General features: G+C 50.0%; 22 protein-coding genes, 1 tRNA gene and 1 pseudogene. 13 read left to right on the top strand and 11 right to left on the bottom strand.

Annotated features, from left to right (window positions below):
- The 3 genes from JU82_RS04180 to JU82_RS04170 all read right to left on the bottom strand — a co-directional run.
- On the bottom strand, nt 1-1,300 hold a 1,300-nt coding region (locus JU82_RS04180; protein ID WP_037946871.1), incomplete at its 3' end, for a sodium ion-translocating decarboxylase subunit beta.
- Between the two features lie 7 nt (nt 1,301-1,307).
- Nucleotides 1,308-3,134, bottom strand: a complete 1,827-nt coding sequence (locus JU82_RS04175; protein ID WP_037946868.1) for a biotin/lipoyl-containing protein — start codon at nt 3,132-3,134, stop codon at nt 1,308-1,310.
- 8 nt (nt 3,135-3,142) lie between these two features.
- Nucleotides 3,143-3,376 carry an OadG family protein gene (locus tag JU82_RS04170; protein WP_037946866.1) on the bottom strand — a complete coding sequence of 78 codons (234 nt, stop codon included), beginning with the start codon at nt 3,374-3,376 and terminating at the stop codon, nt 3,143-3,145.
- A gap of 176 nt (nt 3,377-3,552) precedes the next feature.
- Between JU82_RS04170 and ppa the strand changes: the two genes are divergently transcribed.
- Both ppa and JU82_RS04160 read left to right on the top strand, forming a co-directional pair.
- Nucleotides 3,553-4,074, top strand: coding sequence for an inorganic diphosphatase (gene ppa, locus JU82_RS04165; RefSeq protein WP_037946863.1), 522 nt, complete (start codon nt 3,553-3,555; stop codon nt 4,072-4,074).
- Nucleotides 4,075-4,079: 5 nt separating this feature from the next.
- Complete coding sequence (locus JU82_RS04160; RefSeq protein WP_037946861.1) at nt 4,080-4,373, top strand: hypothetical protein; 294 nt, start codon at nt 4,080-4,082, stop codon at nt 4,371-4,373.
- Nucleotides 4,374-4,388: 15 nt separating this feature from the next.
- Here JU82_RS04160 and JU82_RS04155 read toward each other — a convergent pair whose 3' ends face one another.
- Nucleotides 4,389-4,856 carry a hypothetical protein gene (locus JU82_RS04155; protein WP_294892116.1) on the bottom strand — a complete coding sequence of 156 codons (468 nt, stop codon included), beginning with the start codon at nt 4,854-4,856 and terminating at the stop codon, nt 4,389-4,391.
- A 309-nt stretch (nt 4,857-5,165) separates the two neighbouring features.
- Between JU82_RS04155 and JU82_RS04150 the strand changes: the two genes are divergently transcribed.
- The 3 genes from JU82_RS04150 (at nt 5,166) to JU82_RS04140 (ending at nt 7,635) form a co-directional block, all read left to right on the top strand.
- Nucleotides 5,166-5,705 (top strand): transglycosylase SLT domain-containing protein, encoded by a 540-nt coding sequence (locus JU82_RS04150; protein ID WP_294892115.1) that lies wholly within the window; start codon nt 5,166-5,168, stop codon nt 5,703-5,705.
- A gap of 47 nt (nt 5,706-5,752) precedes the next feature.
- Nucleotides 5,753-5,941: a hypothetical protein gene (locus JU82_RS04145; protein ID WP_037946854.1), complete on the top strand. Its 189-nt coding sequence runs from the start codon at nt 5,753-5,755 to the stop codon at nt 5,939-5,941.
- An 89-nt stretch (nt 5,942-6,030) separates the two neighbouring features.
- On the top strand, nt 6,031-7,635 hold the full coding sequence (locus tag JU82_RS04140; RefSeq protein ID WP_037946852.1) for a methyl-accepting chemotaxis protein: 1,605 nt from the start codon (nt 6,031-6,033) through the stop codon (nt 7,633-7,635).
- Between the two features lie 4 nt (nt 7,636-7,639).
- Here JU82_RS04140 and JU82_RS04135 read toward each other — a convergent pair whose 3' ends face one another.
- Nucleotides 7,640-8,239: a CheB methylesterase domain-containing protein gene (locus JU82_RS04135; RefSeq protein WP_294892114.1), complete on the bottom strand. Its 600-nt coding sequence runs from the start codon at nt 8,237-8,239 to the stop codon at nt 7,640-7,642.
- Between the two features lie 12 nt (nt 8,240-8,251).
- Complete coding sequence (locus JU82_RS04130) at nt 8,252-9,103, bottom strand: CheR family methyltransferase (protein WP_294892113.1); 852 nt, start codon at nt 9,101-9,103, stop codon at nt 8,252-8,254.
- A 150-nt stretch (nt 9,104-9,253) separates the two neighbouring features.
- Here JU82_RS04130 and JU82_RS04125 point away from each other — a divergent pair, with 150 nt between their 5' ends.
- From JU82_RS04125 to JU82_RS04110, 4 genes are read left to right on the top strand one after another with little or no spacing between them, the layout of a single operon-like run.
- Nucleotides 9,254-10,126: a hypothetical protein gene (locus JU82_RS04125; protein ID WP_294892112.1), complete on the top strand. Its 873-nt coding sequence runs from the start codon at nt 9,254-9,256 to the stop codon at nt 10,124-10,126.
- A gap of 27 nt (nt 10,127-10,153) precedes the next feature.
- Nucleotides 10,154-11,686, top strand: a complete 1,533-nt coding sequence (locus JU82_RS04120) for a flagellar hook-length control protein FliK (protein ID WP_037946849.1) — start codon at nt 10,154-10,156, stop codon at nt 11,684-11,686.
- Nucleotides 11,683-11,937: an EscU/YscU/HrcU family type III secretion system export apparatus switch protein gene (locus JU82_RS04115; RefSeq protein ID WP_037946847.1), complete on the top strand. Its 255-nt coding sequence runs from the start codon at nt 11,683-11,685 to the stop codon at nt 11,935-11,937. Before JU82_RS04120 ends, JU82_RS04115 begins: the two co-directional genes overlap by 4 nt.
- A 15-nt stretch (nt 11,938-11,952) precedes the next feature.
- On the top strand, nt 11,953-12,408 hold the full coding sequence (locus tag JU82_RS04110) for a YkgJ family cysteine cluster protein (protein ID WP_037946844.1): 456 nt from the start codon (nt 11,953-11,955) through the stop codon (nt 12,406-12,408).
- A 4-nt stretch (nt 12,409-12,412) separates the two neighbouring features.
- Here JU82_RS04110 and JU82_RS04105 read toward each other — a convergent pair whose 3' ends face one another.
- A complete protein-coding gene (locus JU82_RS04105) occupies nt 12,413-13,405 on the bottom strand; it encodes an HD domain-containing phosphohydrolase (RefSeq protein WP_294892111.1) in 993 nt (330 codons plus the stop codon).
- A 134-nt stretch (nt 13,406-13,539) separates the two neighbouring features.
- Nucleotides 13,540-15,165 (bottom strand): methyl-accepting chemotaxis protein, encoded by a 1,626-nt coding sequence (locus JU82_RS04100; RefSeq protein WP_037946841.1) that lies wholly within the window; start codon nt 15,163-15,165, stop codon nt 13,540-13,542.
- Between the two features lie 178 nt (nt 15,166-15,343).
- Between JU82_RS04100 and JU82_RS04095 the strand changes: the two genes are divergently transcribed.
- Together JU82_RS04095 and JU82_RS04090 are read left to right on the top strand one after the other, a co-directional pair.
- Complete coding sequence (locus JU82_RS04095; protein ID WP_294892110.1) at nt 15,344-15,820, top strand: DUF2603 domain-containing protein; 477 nt, start codon at nt 15,344-15,346, stop codon at nt 15,818-15,820.
- A 10-nt stretch (nt 15,821-15,830) separates the two neighbouring features.
- Nucleotides 15,831-16,451: a methyltransferase domain-containing protein gene (locus tag JU82_RS04090; protein WP_037946839.1), complete on the top strand. Its 621-nt coding sequence runs from the start codon at nt 15,831-15,833 to the stop codon at nt 16,449-16,451.
- Nucleotides 16,452-16,496: 45 nt separating this feature from the next.
- Here the strand turns inward: JU82_RS04090 and JU82_RS04085 are convergent.
- Both JU82_RS04085 and JU82_RS04080 read right to left on the bottom strand, forming a co-directional pair.
- A tRNA-Gly gene (locus JU82_RS04085) sits at nt 16,497-16,573 on the bottom strand.
- Nucleotides 16,574-16,618: 45 nt separating this feature from the next.
- Nucleotides 16,619-17,080: a DsrE family protein gene (locus tag JU82_RS04080; RefSeq protein WP_037946837.1), complete on the bottom strand. Its 462-nt coding sequence runs from the start codon at nt 17,078-17,080 to the stop codon at nt 16,619-16,621.
- A gap of 92 nt (nt 17,081-17,172) precedes the next feature.
- Between JU82_RS04080 and JU82_RS04075 the strand changes: the two genes are divergently transcribed.
- Together JU82_RS04075 and JU82_RS04070 are read left to right on the top strand one after the other, a co-directional pair.
- On the top strand, nt 17,173-17,682 hold the full coding sequence (locus tag JU82_RS04075; protein WP_037946835.1) for a 2'-5' RNA ligase family protein: 510 nt from the start codon (nt 17,173-17,175) through the stop codon (nt 17,680-17,682).
- Between the two features lie 34 nt (nt 17,683-17,716).
- A complete protein-coding gene (locus JU82_RS04070; RefSeq protein WP_037946832.1) occupies nt 17,717-18,289 on the top strand; it encodes an NUDIX hydrolase in 573 nt (190 codons plus the stop codon).
- 5 nt (nt 18,290-18,294) lie between these two features.
- Here the strand turns inward: JU82_RS04070 and JU82_RS04065 are convergent.
- Nucleotides 18,295-18,483, bottom strand: a pseudogene (locus JU82_RS04065) (DUF3108 domain-containing protein); the annotation flags it as partial.

The raw sequence follows: 18,483 nt of genomic DNA, 5'->3' as shown, positions 1-18,483 counted from the left end.
CCGCAACGTTCGGTCCCATAGCGTGCATGAGCAGCATGTTGGTAGGGTCTTCTTTCATCCCTTCCTTATGCGATACCCGTGCTGCCATAGGAACGGCGGAAACACCTGCCGAACCGATCAGAGGATTGATTTTCTCTTTGGTGAAGAGATTCATGAATTTGGCCATCAAAACCCCTGCGGCAGTACCTGCAGAGAATGCCAACAGACCAAGCACCAAAATCGCCAGCGTATCGACGACTAGGAACTGATCGGATGCGAGTTTCGACCCGACCCCAAGACCGAGGAAAATGGTAACGATGTTAATCAATGCGTTTTGCATCGTGTCGCTCAAACGATCGACAACACCCGTCTCTTTGAAGAAGTTCCCCAACGCAAACGCACCGACCAGCGGAGCGGCATCCGGAAGAATCAAGACAACAAGCATCAATACGATAATCGGGAAAATCAATTTTTCCAAACGTGTGACGTGGCGCAAGGTGCGCATACGGATCTTACGCTCTTCAGGAGTTGTAAGAGCCTTCATGATCGGAGGCTGGATGATCGGCACCAGCGCCATGTACGAATACGATGCAACGGCAATCGCACCCAAAAGTTCAGGAGCCAGCGCCGAAGCGATAAAAATCGACGTCGGGCCATCCGCTCCACCGATGATACTGATCGCCGCCGACTGTTGCAGCGTAAAATCGAATATCGTCGTATACTGGCTCAGCGCATACGCACCGACGAGCGTTCCGAAAATACCGAACTGAGCCGCACCGCCTAGAAGCGAAAGCTTCGGATTGGCCAGCAGCGGTCCGAAATCGGTCATCGCACCGACCCCCATGAAGATCAGGAGCGGGAAAAGCCCACTGGAGATACCCATGCTGTAGATGATTCCCAAAAACCCTTCCGGACCTGCAATATTCGCGATCGGAATGTTCGCCAACAATCCCCCGAATGCGATCGGAAGCAGCAGCAACGGTTCGAAGTCTTTGGCGATTGCCAGGTAAAAAAGGAGAAACGTCACAAAGAACATAATGACGCGGCCCCACGTCTGGTGGAAATCGTTCATCGGTTCGCCGTGCGCCGTCAAAACACCCTCTTGCGGGTTCATCAGCGCGTTGATACCGGTCGTTTGATAAAAACTCTCCAGCATTTCGCCGGCACTCATCGGCGTGTAGGTTTCCTCACGGTGCGTACTCGCCGCCGTGTGACTCGTTGCATTGGTTTCGACGGCTGCCGCTGCAGGTGCGGCGTCTGAGGCCATACCCGCAGTGGCGAATGCCCATACCGCGATCAAAGAATATACAAGATTTTTCATCCGTCACTTATCCTATGATAGCGAGTGCTTGACCCTCGACCACTTTGTCGTTAGGGCGAACAAGGATGCTTTGAACGACACCGTTGCACGGAGCGACGATGTCCACTTCCATTTTCATTGATTCGAGGATCATAATTTTGTCCCCTTCGTTGACCACACTGCCCGCTTCGGCAATGATTTTCCATACGGCACCCGGAAGCATGGCACGCACTTCGGCTCCATCTTGAACCGGAAGTTCGTCACGTGCCTCCGCAGCAGTAGCGACATGAGGGACGACCTGCACATCAACATTGCCCGCAGCAATTTGAACATTGTATTTTTGACCGTCTACGACAACAGTATAGTTTCCGGTAGCGTTTGACATGGTTTTGGTTCCTTCTGACTTGATTGGTGTTGGTACATGACCCGCAGGCACTACGGCTTCGGGGATATTTTTGCGAACATTGATTTCCGCGTCGCCTTTGAGGAAAGTGATCCCTTTTTCGTCGCACGATGCGGCGATAAAGATGTTTTCGTCAGAGACGGCGATTCCTTCGTCTTCCAGACGTTTTGTCCAGAAAGCGATCGATTTCGTCTCGTCTTTGTCAGCGAGATCGATCGCGTTTTCGGTCGTCGGCTCCAGTCCGAGCTGTTCCGCGGCGATTTTGACGATCTCGGCATCCGGCGCAACCGGTGTTTTGCCGAAATAGCCCAGAACCATCCGTCCGTAGCCCGGAGCGATTTTTTTCCAAGGTCCCATCAGGGCGTTGTTCAGTGCCTGCTGGAAATAAAACTGAGATACCGGAGTAACGGAAGTACCGTAGCCCCCTTTCTCAACCACTTCGCGCATCGCACGGATTACTTCGGGGTAACGATTCAGGATGTTGTTATCACGCATCATCTGCGTATTGGCCGTGAGCGCCCCTCCGGGCATCGGAGAGAACGGGATCAGAGGCGATACCTGCGTCGCTTCCGGCGGCATGAAATAGTCTTTCAGGCAGTCGGTCAGAACATCTTCATATTTCAGGATTTTTTCGAGCTCAAGTCCGCCGAGGTCGAAATCTTTTCCTTTTACCGCGTGAAGCATCGTCAGGATGTCCGGCTGAGACGTTCCGCCGCTGACCGGAGCCGCCGCGAGATCGATACCGTCAACGCCTGCATCCAGTGCTGCCATGTAACACGCAACGCTCACACCCGCCGTTTCATGCGTATGAAGACGCAAATGAGTCCCTTCGGGAACAAGGCGGCGTGCCATTTTGATGGTTTCGTACACTTTTTGAGGGCTGGACGTACCGCTGGCGTCTTTGAAACAGATTGAATCGTACGGAATCCCCGAATCGAGGATATCACGCAGCGTCTTCTCGTAAAATGCTCCGTCATGTGCGCCGACGCACCCCGGAGGTAGGTCCATCATGGTGACAACCACTTCGTGTTTGAGGCCATGATGCGCAATCCGCTCACCCGAATATTTCAGGTTTTCAACATCATTGAGCGCATCGAAATTGCGAATGGTCGTCGTACCGTGTTTTTTGAACATTTTGGCATGAAGATCGACCATCTCGCGGCTGCCGGTATCGAGCATTACCGTATTGACGCCGCGCGCGAGGGTTTGAAGATTCGCATCCGGCCCGACGATGGCGCGGAAACGGTCCATCATCTCAAATGCGTTTTCATTCAGGTAAAAGAAAAGACTTTGGAAACGTGCGCCGCCGCCGAATTCGAAATGGCGGATTCCCGCTTCTTTCGCCGCTTCGACCGCGGGAAAGAAATCTTCCATGAGAACGCGTCCGCCGAAAACCGACTGAAATCCGTCGCGGAACGTCGTATCCATGATATCAATGTATTTTTTGGCCATTTAGATTCCTAGTTTTGGGTAGTTTGATGATGGTGAATCGCTGCGGCAATCGCAGCCACTTTTGCCTTGTCATCGCTGCGTTTAGCCTGTGCTCTTGGAGTCGGTTCAGGCGCTTTTGGGGCTTCGGGGAAATACTTTAGAATCATTTTGGACATCAATACCGTCATATAGCTCATGATAATCAAGAACAAAAAAACGGTACCCATGCCCAGTAACATGATTTTGACGCTTTCAAAAAACACGCGCTTTCCTTTAATTTGTAATCAAATCGTAACGCGGAGATTTTATCCAAACGATGTTTAAATATTATTTACCGAAATATGCATAGGCACTCGAAGTGCAAAAAGTGTTACTCTACGCTATTTTTAAAATTTGATTGGTTACAATCGCGTCATCAAAAATACAAAGAGGTATTCTTATGGATTTAAGCAAAATCGGTTACGGCGAAAACCCGGACAAAGTTAAAGCGATTATCGAGATCGCATGCGGTTCAAACATCAAATACGAAGTGGAAAAAGAGAGCGGTGCGCTCGTCCTTGACCGTGTGATGCACTCAGCGATGTACTATCCGGCAAACTACGGCTTTGTCAATAAAACACTTTCCCAAGACGGCGATCCGGCGGACATCCTGATCCTTACCGAATATCCGATGGTTGAGGGATGCGTGACGAACTGCCGCCTTGTCGGTGTGCTCATTATGGAAGACGAAAGCGGTATCGATGAAAAACTGCTTGCCGTTCCGACATCCAAAATCGACCCGACGTTTGAAGAGATCCAGGATTTGGGCGATATCCCGAAACACACTTTGGCCAAAATCAAAAACTTCTTCGAAACCTACAAAATGCTTGAACCGGGCAAATGGGTAAAAGTAAAAGGGTTTGAAGACAAAGCTGCCGCGGCTAAAATCCTCGAAGACGCTATCAAAAACTATAAAGACTAAGAAGTATGATCAATTTCGGCTCCCAGGAAGTTTTTGCTTACGCGATTTTCGGATTGATATTGAACTTTCTCTTCTCGATCGCGTTTGGTCTTTATCTGAGTAAAAACATCGGAGTCGAAGAGATGATCCTCTCCAAAGGGAACAAAGAACAGCCCTGGTGGCTTTCCCTCTCCCTTGCGATCCCCTATGCCAAAATGCTCATCACCCTCTACCGGGTTGCCATCTTGCAGTTTTATTTCCTCGATCAGGGCAAAACCCACAAAGAGTTCTGGGTCTATCTTACCAGCAGCGACCGATAATCCGCTTTTTCCCTTTTATTTTTCTTCTTTAATACATAATACGCGTATTTGCGAGTCGTGCAACCCTTTTTTCTGTATTTCCGCCCCTTTTTGGGCACGACGCAATCTGGCGTTCCATTCGGGATTATCAAAAAGCGGATCAATCAAAGCAAGCCCCTTTCGCAACAGCATTTCGCTGTAACTCTCCGGGCCGTTGCCGTATAAAACACATCCTTCTTTGATCATTTTGAAATGGTATGTCTGCTGGCGATGCAAACGCTGCGCACCGTAATATCGATCGCTCGGATGCGAACGGTAATACGCGTCGATCCTGGTTTGGCATTCTTGAGAATCAGGGGCCTGAAGTGCCATTGTTTCGAGCGGGATAATGCCGGCCGGTTTGCAGACAAACGGAATATTCTGATACGACAACCGTATTTGAGCATTAGAATCCACCGAGTGCAACAATGCGACGTTAGTATCTGCATGAAGGATTGTACTCATCAGACCTATCACGGCAAATCGGATAAAATTTGTTTCTTTTTTACTCATCATGCCGTTTTCGGTCTCTTTTTTTTCCGGATTTAGAATTATTTTTGGGTCGAAACTTAAACCAACAGCAGTGTTTACACCATTATAAAACATGTAATAACGGTATTTTTGCCCAAACTTAACACTCTGTTTCCCGCCATATGGTAGCTTACACCATATTTCTATTAGTTTTTCTTAACTGATTTATTTAAAAACTTTACACAATGGTTAGAGCTTTACTTATACCTTAAAATTTCACATCCAATTTAGGAGGTGCAGATTTTGAGAATTCTTGCCCTGATCGCCTTGCTGGCTTTGTCACTTTTGAGTGATGACGTCATCAACAAAATGACCCCGAAACAACTCTATGTTTTGCAAACCGTGCGGGATGTTGCCAAAAACATTCCCGACAAAAACGGTAAAACGTACGAGAATACGCTCAGTGCCATTTGTCTGACTGAAAGCAGTGCCGGAAAGAACATCATCGGAGATTTCCGAAAGAAAAAATCGATCACGAAAGCTTCCCTGGGAGCAATGCAGATCCGTATCGCTACCGCGCGCCATGTGTCGCAAAACGTCAAGAAACTTCGTTGGATCAACGATTTGAACGACGCTCAGCTTGCCGGACGCCTGCTCGGCGATATTAAACTTTCGGCCAAAATCGCAACCCATTATCTGGTTTTGCTCCAGAACAACCGCAAAGACCATTTCTATGCGATCAGCGGTTACAACGGCGGTCTTGTGAACCGTCCTTATTATAACCGCGTCATGAAAAATATGGATGTCGTAAACCGTCTTCTCTCTTCGGGAAAAATCTCTTAATATTTTTTTAGGCTATAATACCTCCAGCGCACATCGCGGAGGTTGCCATGAATGATGAAAAACTCAAAATCGTACTTGCCCTTATAAGCGGTATTATTTTCAGTCTCGTCTTCATATTGCTCGCCTTTGTCCTTCCTCTAAAAGAAGACCCTCATGAAAAAACGCTCGATACCCAGCTGAAAAAAATTTCGCAGGGAATCAGAGACGCTAAGCCGCCTCCGCCTCCGAACCAATAAGCCTGCGACCGCTTTCTGTTTTAATTCAACACTCCATGTGATATACTTCCGCCATTAAAACATAACAAAATGGTTACAAGGGTATTTGCATGATTAATCTTTCTACGATCAAGGGCAAGCTGATTGCCCTCATGGTACTGAGTTTCATCAGTTATATCACATTGGGGTATCTAGCCGACAGCAACAACCGCGATGCGAAAAAAACCGCCGAACGGATGGTACTGCTCGGTGACATCCGTTCCTACACGAACAAAGCGGCGGTAGAACTCCGCGGCTACCAGCTGCTGTACTCGGATGAGACGCTCGAAGGGTATAAGCAGGCCAACAAGCAGCTTTCCGAATCGATCCAAAAACTTCTTGACATTACCCGTTCGGCCGAGAATCAGGCCCGTTTGAAAAAAATGGCCGCCGATCATAAAGCATGGATCGCATTGAATGAACCGCGTCTGCAGATCATCAGCGAAAACGAAAACGAGATTCACACGTTTGAATTTGCCGCTACGCCCGACGGGCAGAGACTCAAAGAGATCACCAAACAATCAACCGCCATCTACCATACATTCGTCAAAGAGCAGCTTGAACTGGTCGAATCGATGCAGAAAAAAAATCTGGAAACACTTGATTCCAATGCCGTCATGATGGAAATCATCGTTTTCCTGAGTGCTGCGGTAATGATGGCTATTTTCTTTTTCATTGTACGAACCATTACCGCTTCCATCGGCCGTCTCGAAGAGACGATTGAAGCGGTTGCCCAAAACCGCGACTTTACCCGTAACATTGACGTACAGGGCAACGATGAGTTAAGCCTCATGAGCACAAAAATCAATGACCTTGTGAATCTGCTGCGCCAGTCGTTCCAGGGTATCCGTTCGACGTCCAGTGAAAACCTCTCGGTTTCAGCCGAACTCTCAGCCACAACCCTCTCAATTGGAAAAGCGGCGGAAGAAGAAGCGAAAATCGTGACCCAGACTACGGCTGAATCGGATCAGATGAAAGAAGCGATGAAAGCTTCCGCTCAAGAAGCCCAGTCGGTCAGAGACAAAGCTCTCAATGCGCGCGAAAATCTTCTCGAAGCACAAACGGCTCTTCACAACACGATCGAGCAACTCACCTTGACCGTACAAATGGAAGGGGAAATCAATGAGCGCCTCAATTCGCTTTCAAATGAAGCGTCTCAGGTCAAACAGGTACTGACCGTCATTGCCGATATCGCAGACCAGACGAACCTTCTCGCCCTCAACGCCGCGATCGAAGCGGCACGCGCCGGCGAACACGGACGCGGATTTGCCGTTGTCGCCGACGAAGTACGCAAACTTGCCGAACGGACGCAAAAAAGTCTGATCGAGACGAATGCGACGGTCAACGTGATCGTACAGTCGATCAACGATATCACCGATCAAATGAATCATAATACGCAGCGTATCGAAAAACTGGCGGGAGCTTCGGCGGAAGTCAGCGATCACACGGAAATCGCCGTTAATGCATTGGCCGACACCGTCAACGCGATCGAAAAACTTTCCAGCGATTCTCAGACGAATGCCGAAACGACCGATCGCATCATCCTGAAAATCGCGGACGTTCATAAACTCTCTACCTCGAATGCCCGCAGCGTTGAAGAAATCGCCGCGGCTGCCGAGCACCTACACCAGATGACCGAACGCCTGACCGATCAGATATCGGTTTTCAGAACTTAACCCCTTACGAACGGGCGAAATCATCCATAACACGGATGATTTGCTCAGGTGTCAATACACGCGAAGCGGCACCTTTCTCTATTGCCCGCGCAGGCATTCCGAATACGGGAGAGCTCTCTTCATTCTGACATACCGTCGTCCCGCCGCTTGAAGCGATTCGAATCATCCCTTCCACACCGTCATCTCCGATTCCCGTCAGCAAAATCGCCAGAATCGATCCGCCCGGCCACATTTGGGACGCACTTAAAAACATATCGTCGACACTCGGTACAAAATCGGATCGGTTTCCTTCATGCGCACTAAGCTGACGGATAGAAAGTCCCTCTTCAGCAGACGACCTAAACGTTAGATGAACGCCCCCTCTGGCAACGACGATCAAACCGCCGCTGAGGGCAAGACGATCTTCGGATTCAACGACCCGATTCTGGGTACACACTTGCAGCCTTGAAGCAAACGACGTGCTCAATCCGACCGGAAAATGCTGAACGATGCAAATCGGGTAAGGATAATCCGGCATCAACGCACCGATCAGTTTTTCGATCACTCCCGGCCCTCCGGTGGAGGCACCGATCAAAACGATTTTAGACGGTTGGGGAGGGCGCATTGCGGAACTCCTTTACGCTGGTTCGCATGCGCGAAGCGTATAGTATTTGACGCCGTGAGCGTAGTGTTCCGATAGCCCCGGAGGAGAAGATAGGATATCGGCATGGCCGAAGAAAAAAAGGCTCTTTGCATCGTGCGCAAGACGACTAAGCCGCTCAACCGCGGAGAAAACGGTCGGCTGATCAAAATAGATCAGCATGTTGCGGGAAAAAAGGTAATCAAACGTTCCGAATTCTGCCATGGCAGGATCAAAAATATTCATCGCTTCAAAGCGTACATGCGCGCAGATCGATGCGTTAAGGCGGTATTTCTCCCCTTCAGACGTAAAATATCGGCTGATAAGCTGATCCGTCAGACGGTGAAGCGAACGCCTGCTGTAGAGTCCTTGCCGAGCATGCTCTATCGCTTTGGTGTTGATATCGATCGACACGATCTCCACCCGGTTTAGATCCACTCCCGCTTCGCACAACGTGATGGCGACGGTATAAGGCTCCTCTCCGGTCGATCCGGGGGCACACAAAATGCGCATCTTTTTATGGGATCCGGCAACCTGACGCGCCATAAACTCGATCTGGGCCATTTCCCGGAAAAAATAGGTCTCATTAACGGTCAAAAAGTTGATAAGCGATTCCATCACCCTAACGTCGTTGCGAAGAGCGCTTAAAAGAGATGTAAATGAAGCGAATCGGTGATCTCGGGCAAAATTGATCAGTTTCGTCGTAGTAATCGACTTTTTTTGCTCAAACGTAATTCCGGTTGTAGCCGTAAAGAAGCGGTACAGTTCATCGGGGTCGCTAAAATCTTCTATGATCGGGACATGCGTATCGACATGCTTGGGCTTTTTGGGCTTGAACCATCTAAACATTATCTCTTCCTCTTCGCGAAGATGCAAGTATACCCGATCGTGCTATTGATTATTAATTTTTTACTCTATTTTCACCTGATGACTCCCCTTTAATACGGCAAGTGCTATAAAAGTTAATGAATGAATACCGGCGCAAAGAAGGAGACATTCATGAAACGTATCATCAGTATCTACAATGAACACAAGAACAGCGCTCAGTTTTACCTGCGTCATACATTGGCTCATTTTACCCCTCATAGCACAGATGCAAAAGATTTACGCCGCTTATTCGAAACCGAAAAATCTGCCGAAGTCGTTTATGCCGTCAATACCGACTTCACACAATCCACGCCAAGCTATGGTCGCCATTATGTGGATGAAGAACGCGAAGGGGCGGACAAGTCGTTTTATTTTCAATGGGTCAGTTTCGATAAAGAGACGATCCATATCAGCAACCCCTATCTTCATCCGGTGAGCGGACGTCCGACATTGACGGCCGTCAAACGCAACGACGGTCACTACCTGGTCGCCGATTTCGATATGCTCAAACTTCTCGAAGCGCTCAGGCTGATCGAGCACAACAGCGCTTTTGAAAAAATCAACAAAGTCGTCATGGGAAGCGGAGGTATTTTACTCGGAATCGTTGCGGTTTTTTTGATTTTCTACGGCGCGACGGTTTTTTTGGAAATGCTTATTACGCCCCATTCGTCGCAAGAAGTCATGCATGAGATATTCACGTCGATCATCTCGATCACGATCGGACTGGCGATTTACGATCTGGCCAAAACGCTCATCGAAAACGAAGTCCTGTTTAAAAAAATCGACTACGGCATTAATCTGCAAAGCAAAATACTGAGCAAATTTCTTACTTCGATCATCATTGCCCTCTCTATCGAATCGCTGATGGCCGTTTTCAAAATCGTTCTGGACGACTACAGCAAAATCATCAACGCCTTTTATCTGATCGTAGGGGTAACGATGCTGATCGTCGGAACGGGGGTCTATAACCGTCTTTCGGAGAAAAAACAAAACGAAAACGCTTAAACCCCTATCTGTGTTATCATTAGACCCATGATACAGCTCAAAACCGATGCGCGCCTGAATATCATCCTCCCGAACACCAATAAAGCGCTTGCCGAAGCGATCAAAAGCGCCACCCCCGAGCAGCTTTCGACTCTTAAAGAGGGAAAAGACGTCAAATCGCTGCTCACCTCCGTTTTTCAGGATAAAGTTGCCGCGTCCAAATCGGATCAGACCTTGCTGGACATCCTCAAAAACGCCCCCGCCTTCAAAAACACGGGCAGTTTCTCGGACAACCTCGCTACCCTTGTCACCGGACTTAAATCATCGCCCGATCTGCCCGTAAAATTCGGAAGCCTCGAAACCTTTTTCAAACAATTCTCTTCCCTGAACGGCGAAACGCTCAAATCCCAGCTTGCCAACAGCGGCGTTTTCATGGAATCCAAAATCCTGCAGGCGATTCAGACCGTCCCCGCGTTGAAAGAGACGCTGCAGTCGCTGCAGGCAATCCTTTCCGCAAGTACGCGTCCCGAAATCAAAGCGTTGGGAGCATCGGTCGAGGCGCTTATCAGCCATCCTCTGATGAAAGAGGCCGCCACAGATCCGAAAAGCGCCCTTATCCTCTCGAACACACTAAAAACGATCACCGATACGCTCCGCAGCGCCATAGCCAAAAACGACGTTCTCTATTCCAAAGAAACCGCCGTCCTAATGGAAAAACTCTCCGTCTTCGCAGCTGCGGCCCCTTTGATCGAAAACGCAGTGCAGCCGCAGGCGATGCCGGAGATCAAAACGGCCCTTACCCAGCTTTATACGGCACTGCTTTCGAGCACTTCCGCCGATTCCAACCCCCTGCTCGACACCATCGAACACCTGCTGCAGACGATGAAATCCCCCGTCACGGATGAATCGACACTCCGCAGCGAACTCAAAAATCTGACACAACAGTTTCTTGCGGCGATGGAGCATGCCGATCCTGCCGCCTCCAAAGAGATACCGCTCCTTCTGGCCAAACTCGGCGCATTCACCGATCCCGAATCCCTGTTGTTGGACAACGTCCTCGAAAAATCGCTGGAATACGATGTGAAATCACAGCTTCTCAAACTCGGCGAAGAGCTGCAGAACTCTCCCCATCCCAAAGCGTCGGAACTGCTCGAACACGTTGATAAGCTTCTCTCCCAAATCGACTACCATCAGCTTCTCTCCCAGCTAAATGCCTCCAATTCGATCTATTTTCCGTTTGCGTGGGATCTGCTCGAAGAAGGGTCCATCGGATTTAAAAAAACAAAAGAAAAGAAATTCTACTGCGAGATCAACCTGCGTTTGAAAGAGTACGGCGAACTCAATCTGATGATGGCGCTGTATGATGAAAATCAGTTGGAGATTCAGGCGCATACCGAAAAACCGGAGCTGAAAGAACTCCTCAGCGAGCATACACCGCAGCTTCGAAGTCTGCTGATCGATGCGGGGCTTACCCCTCGGCGGATTCGGATCGTCGACATGCGCGAATCGGCCTCCCCGCACAACAGCGCCTATGAAAGCGACGGATTCGGATCGGACGGCGGTTTTGAGGTGAAAGTATGAAAAAAGCGGTCGCACTGCGCTACGATCAGGAAAAAGAGAACGCTCCGCGCGTCATTGCCTCGGGCAAAGGGGTTAGCGCCGAGAACATCATCAAAGTCGCCGAGCTTCACAACCTTCCGATCCGCAAAGACGAAGATCTGGTGGAGCTGCTGAGCAAAGTGGAAATAGACAAGGAGATTCCCGAAAAGCTTTATGTCGCCGTCGCCGAAGTGTTCCGGTTCATCTACGCCCTCACCAATAAAACGAAATAATGCTACACTTCCGCCATGGAAACACACACCGAACCTTTTTGGGAAACCAAACAACTGAATGAACTGAACTTTGAAGAGTGGGAAGCCCTGTGCGACGGATGCGGGCTGTGCTGCCTGCACCGCCTTCAAGGCGAGGAAGAGGATGCTCCGGTTCTGACGACGCGCGTCGTATGCCGATGCTATAATCTAAAAGAAGGCGGTTGCAGCGACTATGCCAACCGGTTTCATCTTGTCCCCGAATGCACCCAGCTGACCTTGCAGCGCACGGAAGAATTCGACTGGCTTCCCGCAACCTGCGCGTACCGTCTCCGGCATCACGGACTGCCGCTCCCCTCTTGGCACCCGCTCATCAGCGGTTCGAATGATAATGTGCGGCTTTATGGCGTTCATGCCATTAATCCCGTTTTAGAAACGGATGAGTTGGATTTGGAAGATTATATTTTGGACGATGAGGCGTTAACGGATAATTAATCTACTATTCTGCGCCGAAACGGACAAAAATCTCACGAATTTCGACTTCGTTCGCGATGAACATATCCACTAGCACAGGATCGAAATGCTCTCCCCTTTCGCGGATGATCAGCTCCATCGCCTCTTCGAAACTCCACGCTTTTTTGTAGGGTCGGATCGACGTCAGGGCATCGAATACGTCGGCAATCGCGACGATTCGACCAAACAAAGGGATATCTTCGCCTTTTAGTCCGAACGGATACCCCCGCCCGTTGTATTTTTCGTGATGGGAACGGGCGATCACCGCACCTGCGGCAAGATAGGGGTTTTCCGCATCGGCCAGAATTTCATATCCTATCATACTGTGTTTTTTCATCCGCTCGAACTCGTCATCGTCAAGTTTCCCCGGTTTGAGCAGTACCGCATCTTCAATTCCGACTTTTCCGATGTCGTGCAAGGGAGCCGCGTAAAAAATCAGTTCTTGCTCCGTCTTATCCAATCCGCAGAGTCTGGCTAGCATTTTGGAGTAGTGCGCGACGCGGGCGATGTGGGAACCGGTTTCGGGGTCTTTGTATTCGGCCGTCCGGGAGAGAATCCGCAGCGCCTCGTGTTCTCTTTCTTTGAGCGCTTCTTTGGACCGTTCTTCGATACGGAGGATATGGCTGTTCTTGATACGGAGCTTAACTTCGGTCTGTGAATACGGCTTGATCAGGAAATCATTAACCCCTTTTTCAAAAGCCTCGACGCGAACCGATTCCTCACCGTTAGCGGTGATCATGATGCTTTTAATATCCGGTTGAATCTCTTTTACCCTTGAAAGCAGCTCGATACCGTTCATCTGAGGCATATTGAAATCGGTAATCAGCAAATCGGCTTTGTTCAGGGTCAGGTACGCTACCGCTTCGGAGGGATTATCGAAGGTACGGGGATCATACCCCTCCTGCCGCACGATTACCTCCAACAGCATCAAATTGACCGCCTCGTCATCCACAATGACGATTTTCATTTCGCTGTTCACCCTATCCCCTTTTGCGGCTTTGGAAAGCAACACTTATGTGATGCGCCGTTCATCGCTTTTTCTACAGACTATTATAGCTTTCATTTTCATCCATGACGCTATATTTTTGTCTATTTTAGGTTCAATACGCGTTTTTAGGCCCGAAACCGCCCGAGATTATCGTTGAGTGTTTCAGCGATATGGTGCAGATGTTCCGCCGTTGTCGCAATCTCTTCGACACTGCGCGTATTGGCTCTGGCCAGTTCGGTGATCGTCGAGAGTTTCTGGGCAATCCCTTCGACTTCTTTCGTACTCGTATCGGCTTCGATCACCAGTTTTTGAATCGCTTCGGTCGTATGCTGGACAACGGCGGCAGTCTGCTCGATTTTCTCGCCGACAACCTGTGATTTTTCACCGACTTGTTCAATCTTTTTCGCATTTTGGCCCATTTGTATCGACGCTTCTTCGATTGCCGTCACAATCATCGTTACGGTCGCATCGGTCTGGATCAGGCTCCCCTGTGTCCGTTCGGCAAGTTTGCGCACCTCATCGGCGACAACCGCGAATCCGCGTCCGTGTTCTCCGGCGCGTGCCGCTTCGATGGCGGCGTTGAGGGCAAGAAGGTTGGTCTGATCGGCAATGTCGCCGATGACGGAGAGGACTTCGCGAATCTGGCGCGCGTTAGCGGTCAGTTCGTGCAGTTTTTGAGCAAACTCCGCTTCTACTTCGACGCTTTCGCGTACCATTTCGATCATCGACAAGAGTTCGTTTTGGGACGTTCTCAGCGTTTTTCTCGCTTCCTGTACCTCTGCGGAGGTCTCTTCGTTCTCTTTTTTGGAGCGGACAAGATGGGCGATCACCTGCTCAGCGCTTTGGTGGATGGCATCGATCTGAATCGCTTCGTCTTCCATCCGGCGGCCGATAGCCAATGAGGTCTGTGACAGCTCGGTGGCTACCGAGGCATTCTCTTCGGCCGCGCGTTTGGCGTTTTGAACCGTCGATTGAGCCGCAGCGATAAACGCGTTGATCGATTCGGAAGCCTTAGCCGGTTCGTCGTTTCCTTTGATATTAAGCCGCTTAGTCAGATCGCCGTTACCGCTTGCCAATTCGCTCGCCATCTCCTGCATTGTCCCAAGCTTCCCGCCGATTGAACGCTGTATGGCGATCAAACCGGCTACGATCAGCGAGATCAATACCAGAATCGCCGCCGCTTTTTCAATCGCCAGCTGCTTGAACTCTTCGTTGACATCATCAATGTAGACTCCGCTTCCGACGATCCATCCCCATGCCTCGAAAGAGCGGACGAACGTCAGTTTCGGCAACGGTTCCTCACTGCCGGGCTTGGGCCACATGTACGAAACGTACCCTTCCTTCTCTTCTTTCGCTACTTTGGCGAATTCGACGAACAGCTGTTTGCCCTCAGGATCTTTAATATCGGAAAGATCTGCGTTGTCAAGTGCGGGTTTGATCGGATGCATGACGCCGCGCACATTGTCATCAAGCATAAAAAAGTATTCTTCGCCGCGGTATCTCAGATTTTTGATATGTTCTTTCGCCGCACTCTGCGCCGCTTCCAGATTCATTCGTCCCGCTTTTACCTCGCCCTCATAATAGCCGAGCAAAGAGGTGACCGTATCGATCTGAGTCGTTAGCATTGTCTTCTTCGCGTTCATCAGCTCTTCTTTCGTAGAGAGAAGCGATTGCACCGCAACGATGATAAAAGCCAAAGAAACGAACCATGAAACCAGTGTCAGTTTTGTTTTAATTGTAAAACGATCCATTGAGAATTTACCTTCATAACATGAAATCATCTAATGCGGCGATAAGACCGCAGTATAATTCGCAATTATAGAACCGGAGCATAGCAGGAACGTAGCATCGTACAAAGGAAGGTGGTCATCTTTTTTTGCTATCATAGTAAATGTGAGTTAAAACGATCATTTCAGATGAAGGTTTACCATGTCCTACCCCGATCATTTGCACAACCACCTCGGAGATATCGCCTCGGCACTGAATGTCGCCACGGCCGATCTGACAATCATCAAAATGACAAACGGCCAGGACGAGCGGCACAAAGAACTCGAACTGCTTCAAGGAAGCTGGGAGGATGAGCATCCGTGGGTAATTGTCGATGACAAAGACAATCTCTACACTCTCGCACAGGCAGAATCGCTTTCCAAAATCTTCGCTCTGTTTGCAGCCACACAGGGGGAAAACTTCCAGTTCAAACTCGAAAAAGCGATCTGGCAGCGATTCCCGATCGATTTTTACGACGTATGGGCCGTCGCAATGGATCGCATCAAACGTCAGGCGAAAAACCACCCCGACAGCACCGTTATCAAACTTGATCTGGACTGGCTCGTTGCCGAAATCAAACAGGAATATCCGAACCTCTTTTACCACCTCGATCAGATGCTGACGCAGAAACAGGAATAACAGAGGGAGCATGAACGAAAACAGCCTCTTCGTCGACTATCTGATACACAGGGGCGTTCTGCGCTCCCATTCGCTGATCGACGCGTTTTTGCGCTGCGATCGTATGCTTTTCGTGCCCGACCGCCTCAAAAACAGTGCGTACGGCGACTATCCGCTCTCTATCGGCGAAGGACAAACCATCTCTCAACCGACAACGGTGGCCATCATGCTCGAACTCCTCGCACCGCAGGAAGGGAACCGGATTTTGGACATCGGTTCCGGCTCGGGATGGACGACGGCACTGTTGGCGTCGGCAGTCGGGAACAACGGTTACGTGGAAGGGATGGAGCGGATCGGAAACCTTGTCGAATTCGGCCGGGGAAACCTTCGCAAAGCGGGCATTGCAAACGCGTCAATCGAGCCTGCCGACACGGCGGTTTTAGGCAAACCGGGCCGTCAGTACGACCGTATTCTCGTGTCGGCCAGCGCCTCGGTCATGCCGGGCGAATTGTTCGATCAGCTCAAACCCGACGGATCGCTCGTAATCCCGGTGCACAACAGCCTCTGGCACTTCACCAAAAACGCAGAGGGGGCCATCGATGGCTATGAACTTCCGGGATTTCGGTTCGTTCCCTTGATCGTAGCGTTATAAATGATAAAAATTCGGATGGATTACATAGTATGAAGGAAAAAGAGGTGGAGCGGGAAACGAGACTCGAACTCGCGACATTCAGCTTGGAAGGCTGACGCTCTAGCCAACTGAGCTACTCCCGCGTCACAGGCGAAAGTATAGCCGATATTCGCTTAAGAATTCATTTGTCATGGGACGGGAATATACGCGTATCCCGCATTTTGCCACTTCACCAATCCGATCATCGCCGATTTGATCGGAGTTACGAACGGATAAATATCCTGAGTCAATATCCCCTTGGCGTGCATTCCCGTCTGACACATTTCGAACGTTATGTTGTATTTTTTTTGAATCTCGGCGAGGCGTTTATGGATCGATTCTTGATCGGCTGCCAGTTTTTCGTCAACGCCGTACTGGGTATTTTCAAGCTTTTCGACAAAAAATTTATACGCGTCCCCATGGATTACAACCGCCACTTCGACACGATTGCCCTGCGCGGCGAAATAATCGATCGTGCCCGGCACTCCGCCCAAAAACCGCGTCGTAAAACTCTCCATGCTGCCTGTCGTCAAATCCACGACGATTTTTTTGGTTTCCGCATACGACAGCGAAACGACACACAAAACGATCAAAACAAGACGTATCATCATAAGAGAACCTTTATTGCCGAACTTCTCACCGTTATCATGCCTTGCTTCTGTAAAAATAGCGTAAAAAAAATTCTTTTGGTACAATTTAACGCATGAGCACACCACCACGCCTTTTTATCGCCGTTCCCGTCCGCCTCTACGATTATCAGCAGATGCAGCACGACTTCGGCCCTTTTTTAAAGGGGCGATGGCGGGATGAAGAGACCCTGCACGTCACGGTCGCTTTTTTGGGGACGCAATTCGATGCCCAAAAAACGATAGCGGCACTGGAGACATCCGATCGCTCCTTTGAGATCACAGAGCTTACGGCATGGGACTATTTCGCCCAAAGCCGCGTCTTTGTCGCGACAACGCGGAACCAAACCCTCCAAAATCTGTATGATCGTCTCGCACCGCCGTTGAATCTCGAAAGCGCTCCCCTCGTTCCCCACGTGACCCTGATGCGGGTCAAAGGGTTCAACAACGCCGAAGGGTTTTACCGTCGGCTCGAAACGTCCCCGGTTCAGCCGCTGGGATGGCTCGAACCCAAAATCATCCTCTACGAAAGCCTCCTTTCGCCGCAGGGGGCGAGCTATCGGCCGCTCAAAGAATGGCAATTGTAGTTGCGCTATAATCTCGTCTAAAAAAGCGTACACGATGACAACAACCCGCGTCCCTTTCGGCAAGACCGATCCCGAGAAGAAAAACGCCGTTTTTCTGGCCATCTACGTCGATGAAATCTCCCCGTGGAAATACTTCAAAGACGATATCCGTCATCTCAAATGCCCCGCTTTTATCATGATCGACCGTTGGGACGGCCGGATGGGGTTCCCCGGCGGAACGGTCAATGAAGGCGAAAGCCTTATGGAAGCGCTGCTGCGCGAAATCAAAGAGGAGATCGGCATCACTATCAAACCTTCCCAGGTTCACCCGATCGCGAGCCACGAAAGCCGTCTTATCACCCATCTCTACGGCCTCAAAGTGCTCGAAGCGGAGTTTTTGCACATCTACTACCATATCCTCAACAACTTTTCGCGCTCGATCCTCCTGCACGCCTACGAGGAGGGGGACGAATCGCACTTCATGTCCGAAATCACGGGGATCAAGATCGTACCGGTCATCTCGCATGATGGCAAAGGGATCAACAAATTCGTCGAAAACGCGTTTGCCGGGGCGACGCGCGAGGACCTCGACGTATTGCTGCGCGAGGTGCTGCATATCGAGATCTAGCCGCCCTACTCCACCCGTTTGCCGACGACATCCCCGAAAAACAGGACGTCTTCGAGAATCGCTTTGTCACACAGGCCATCACGTCCCAGATTGATCAGCAGCTCCCCCTGCGCACTGGCGAAGATGCGGTCGTTGAGGATCACTTTTAAAAAATCCCCTTTCGTTGTCTCGAGCTTGCGTTTCATCGCGTCCAA

The sequence above is a fragment of the Sulfuricurvum sp. MLSB genome (assembly GCF_000747095.1).
In the GTDB taxonomy this organism is placed as follows: Bacteria; Campylobacterota; Campylobacteria; order Campylobacterales; family Sulfurimonadaceae; genus Sulfuricurvum.
The sequence above is the reverse complement of the archived record's forward strand: the minus strand, read 5'-3'. Positions and strand labels throughout refer to the sequence as shown.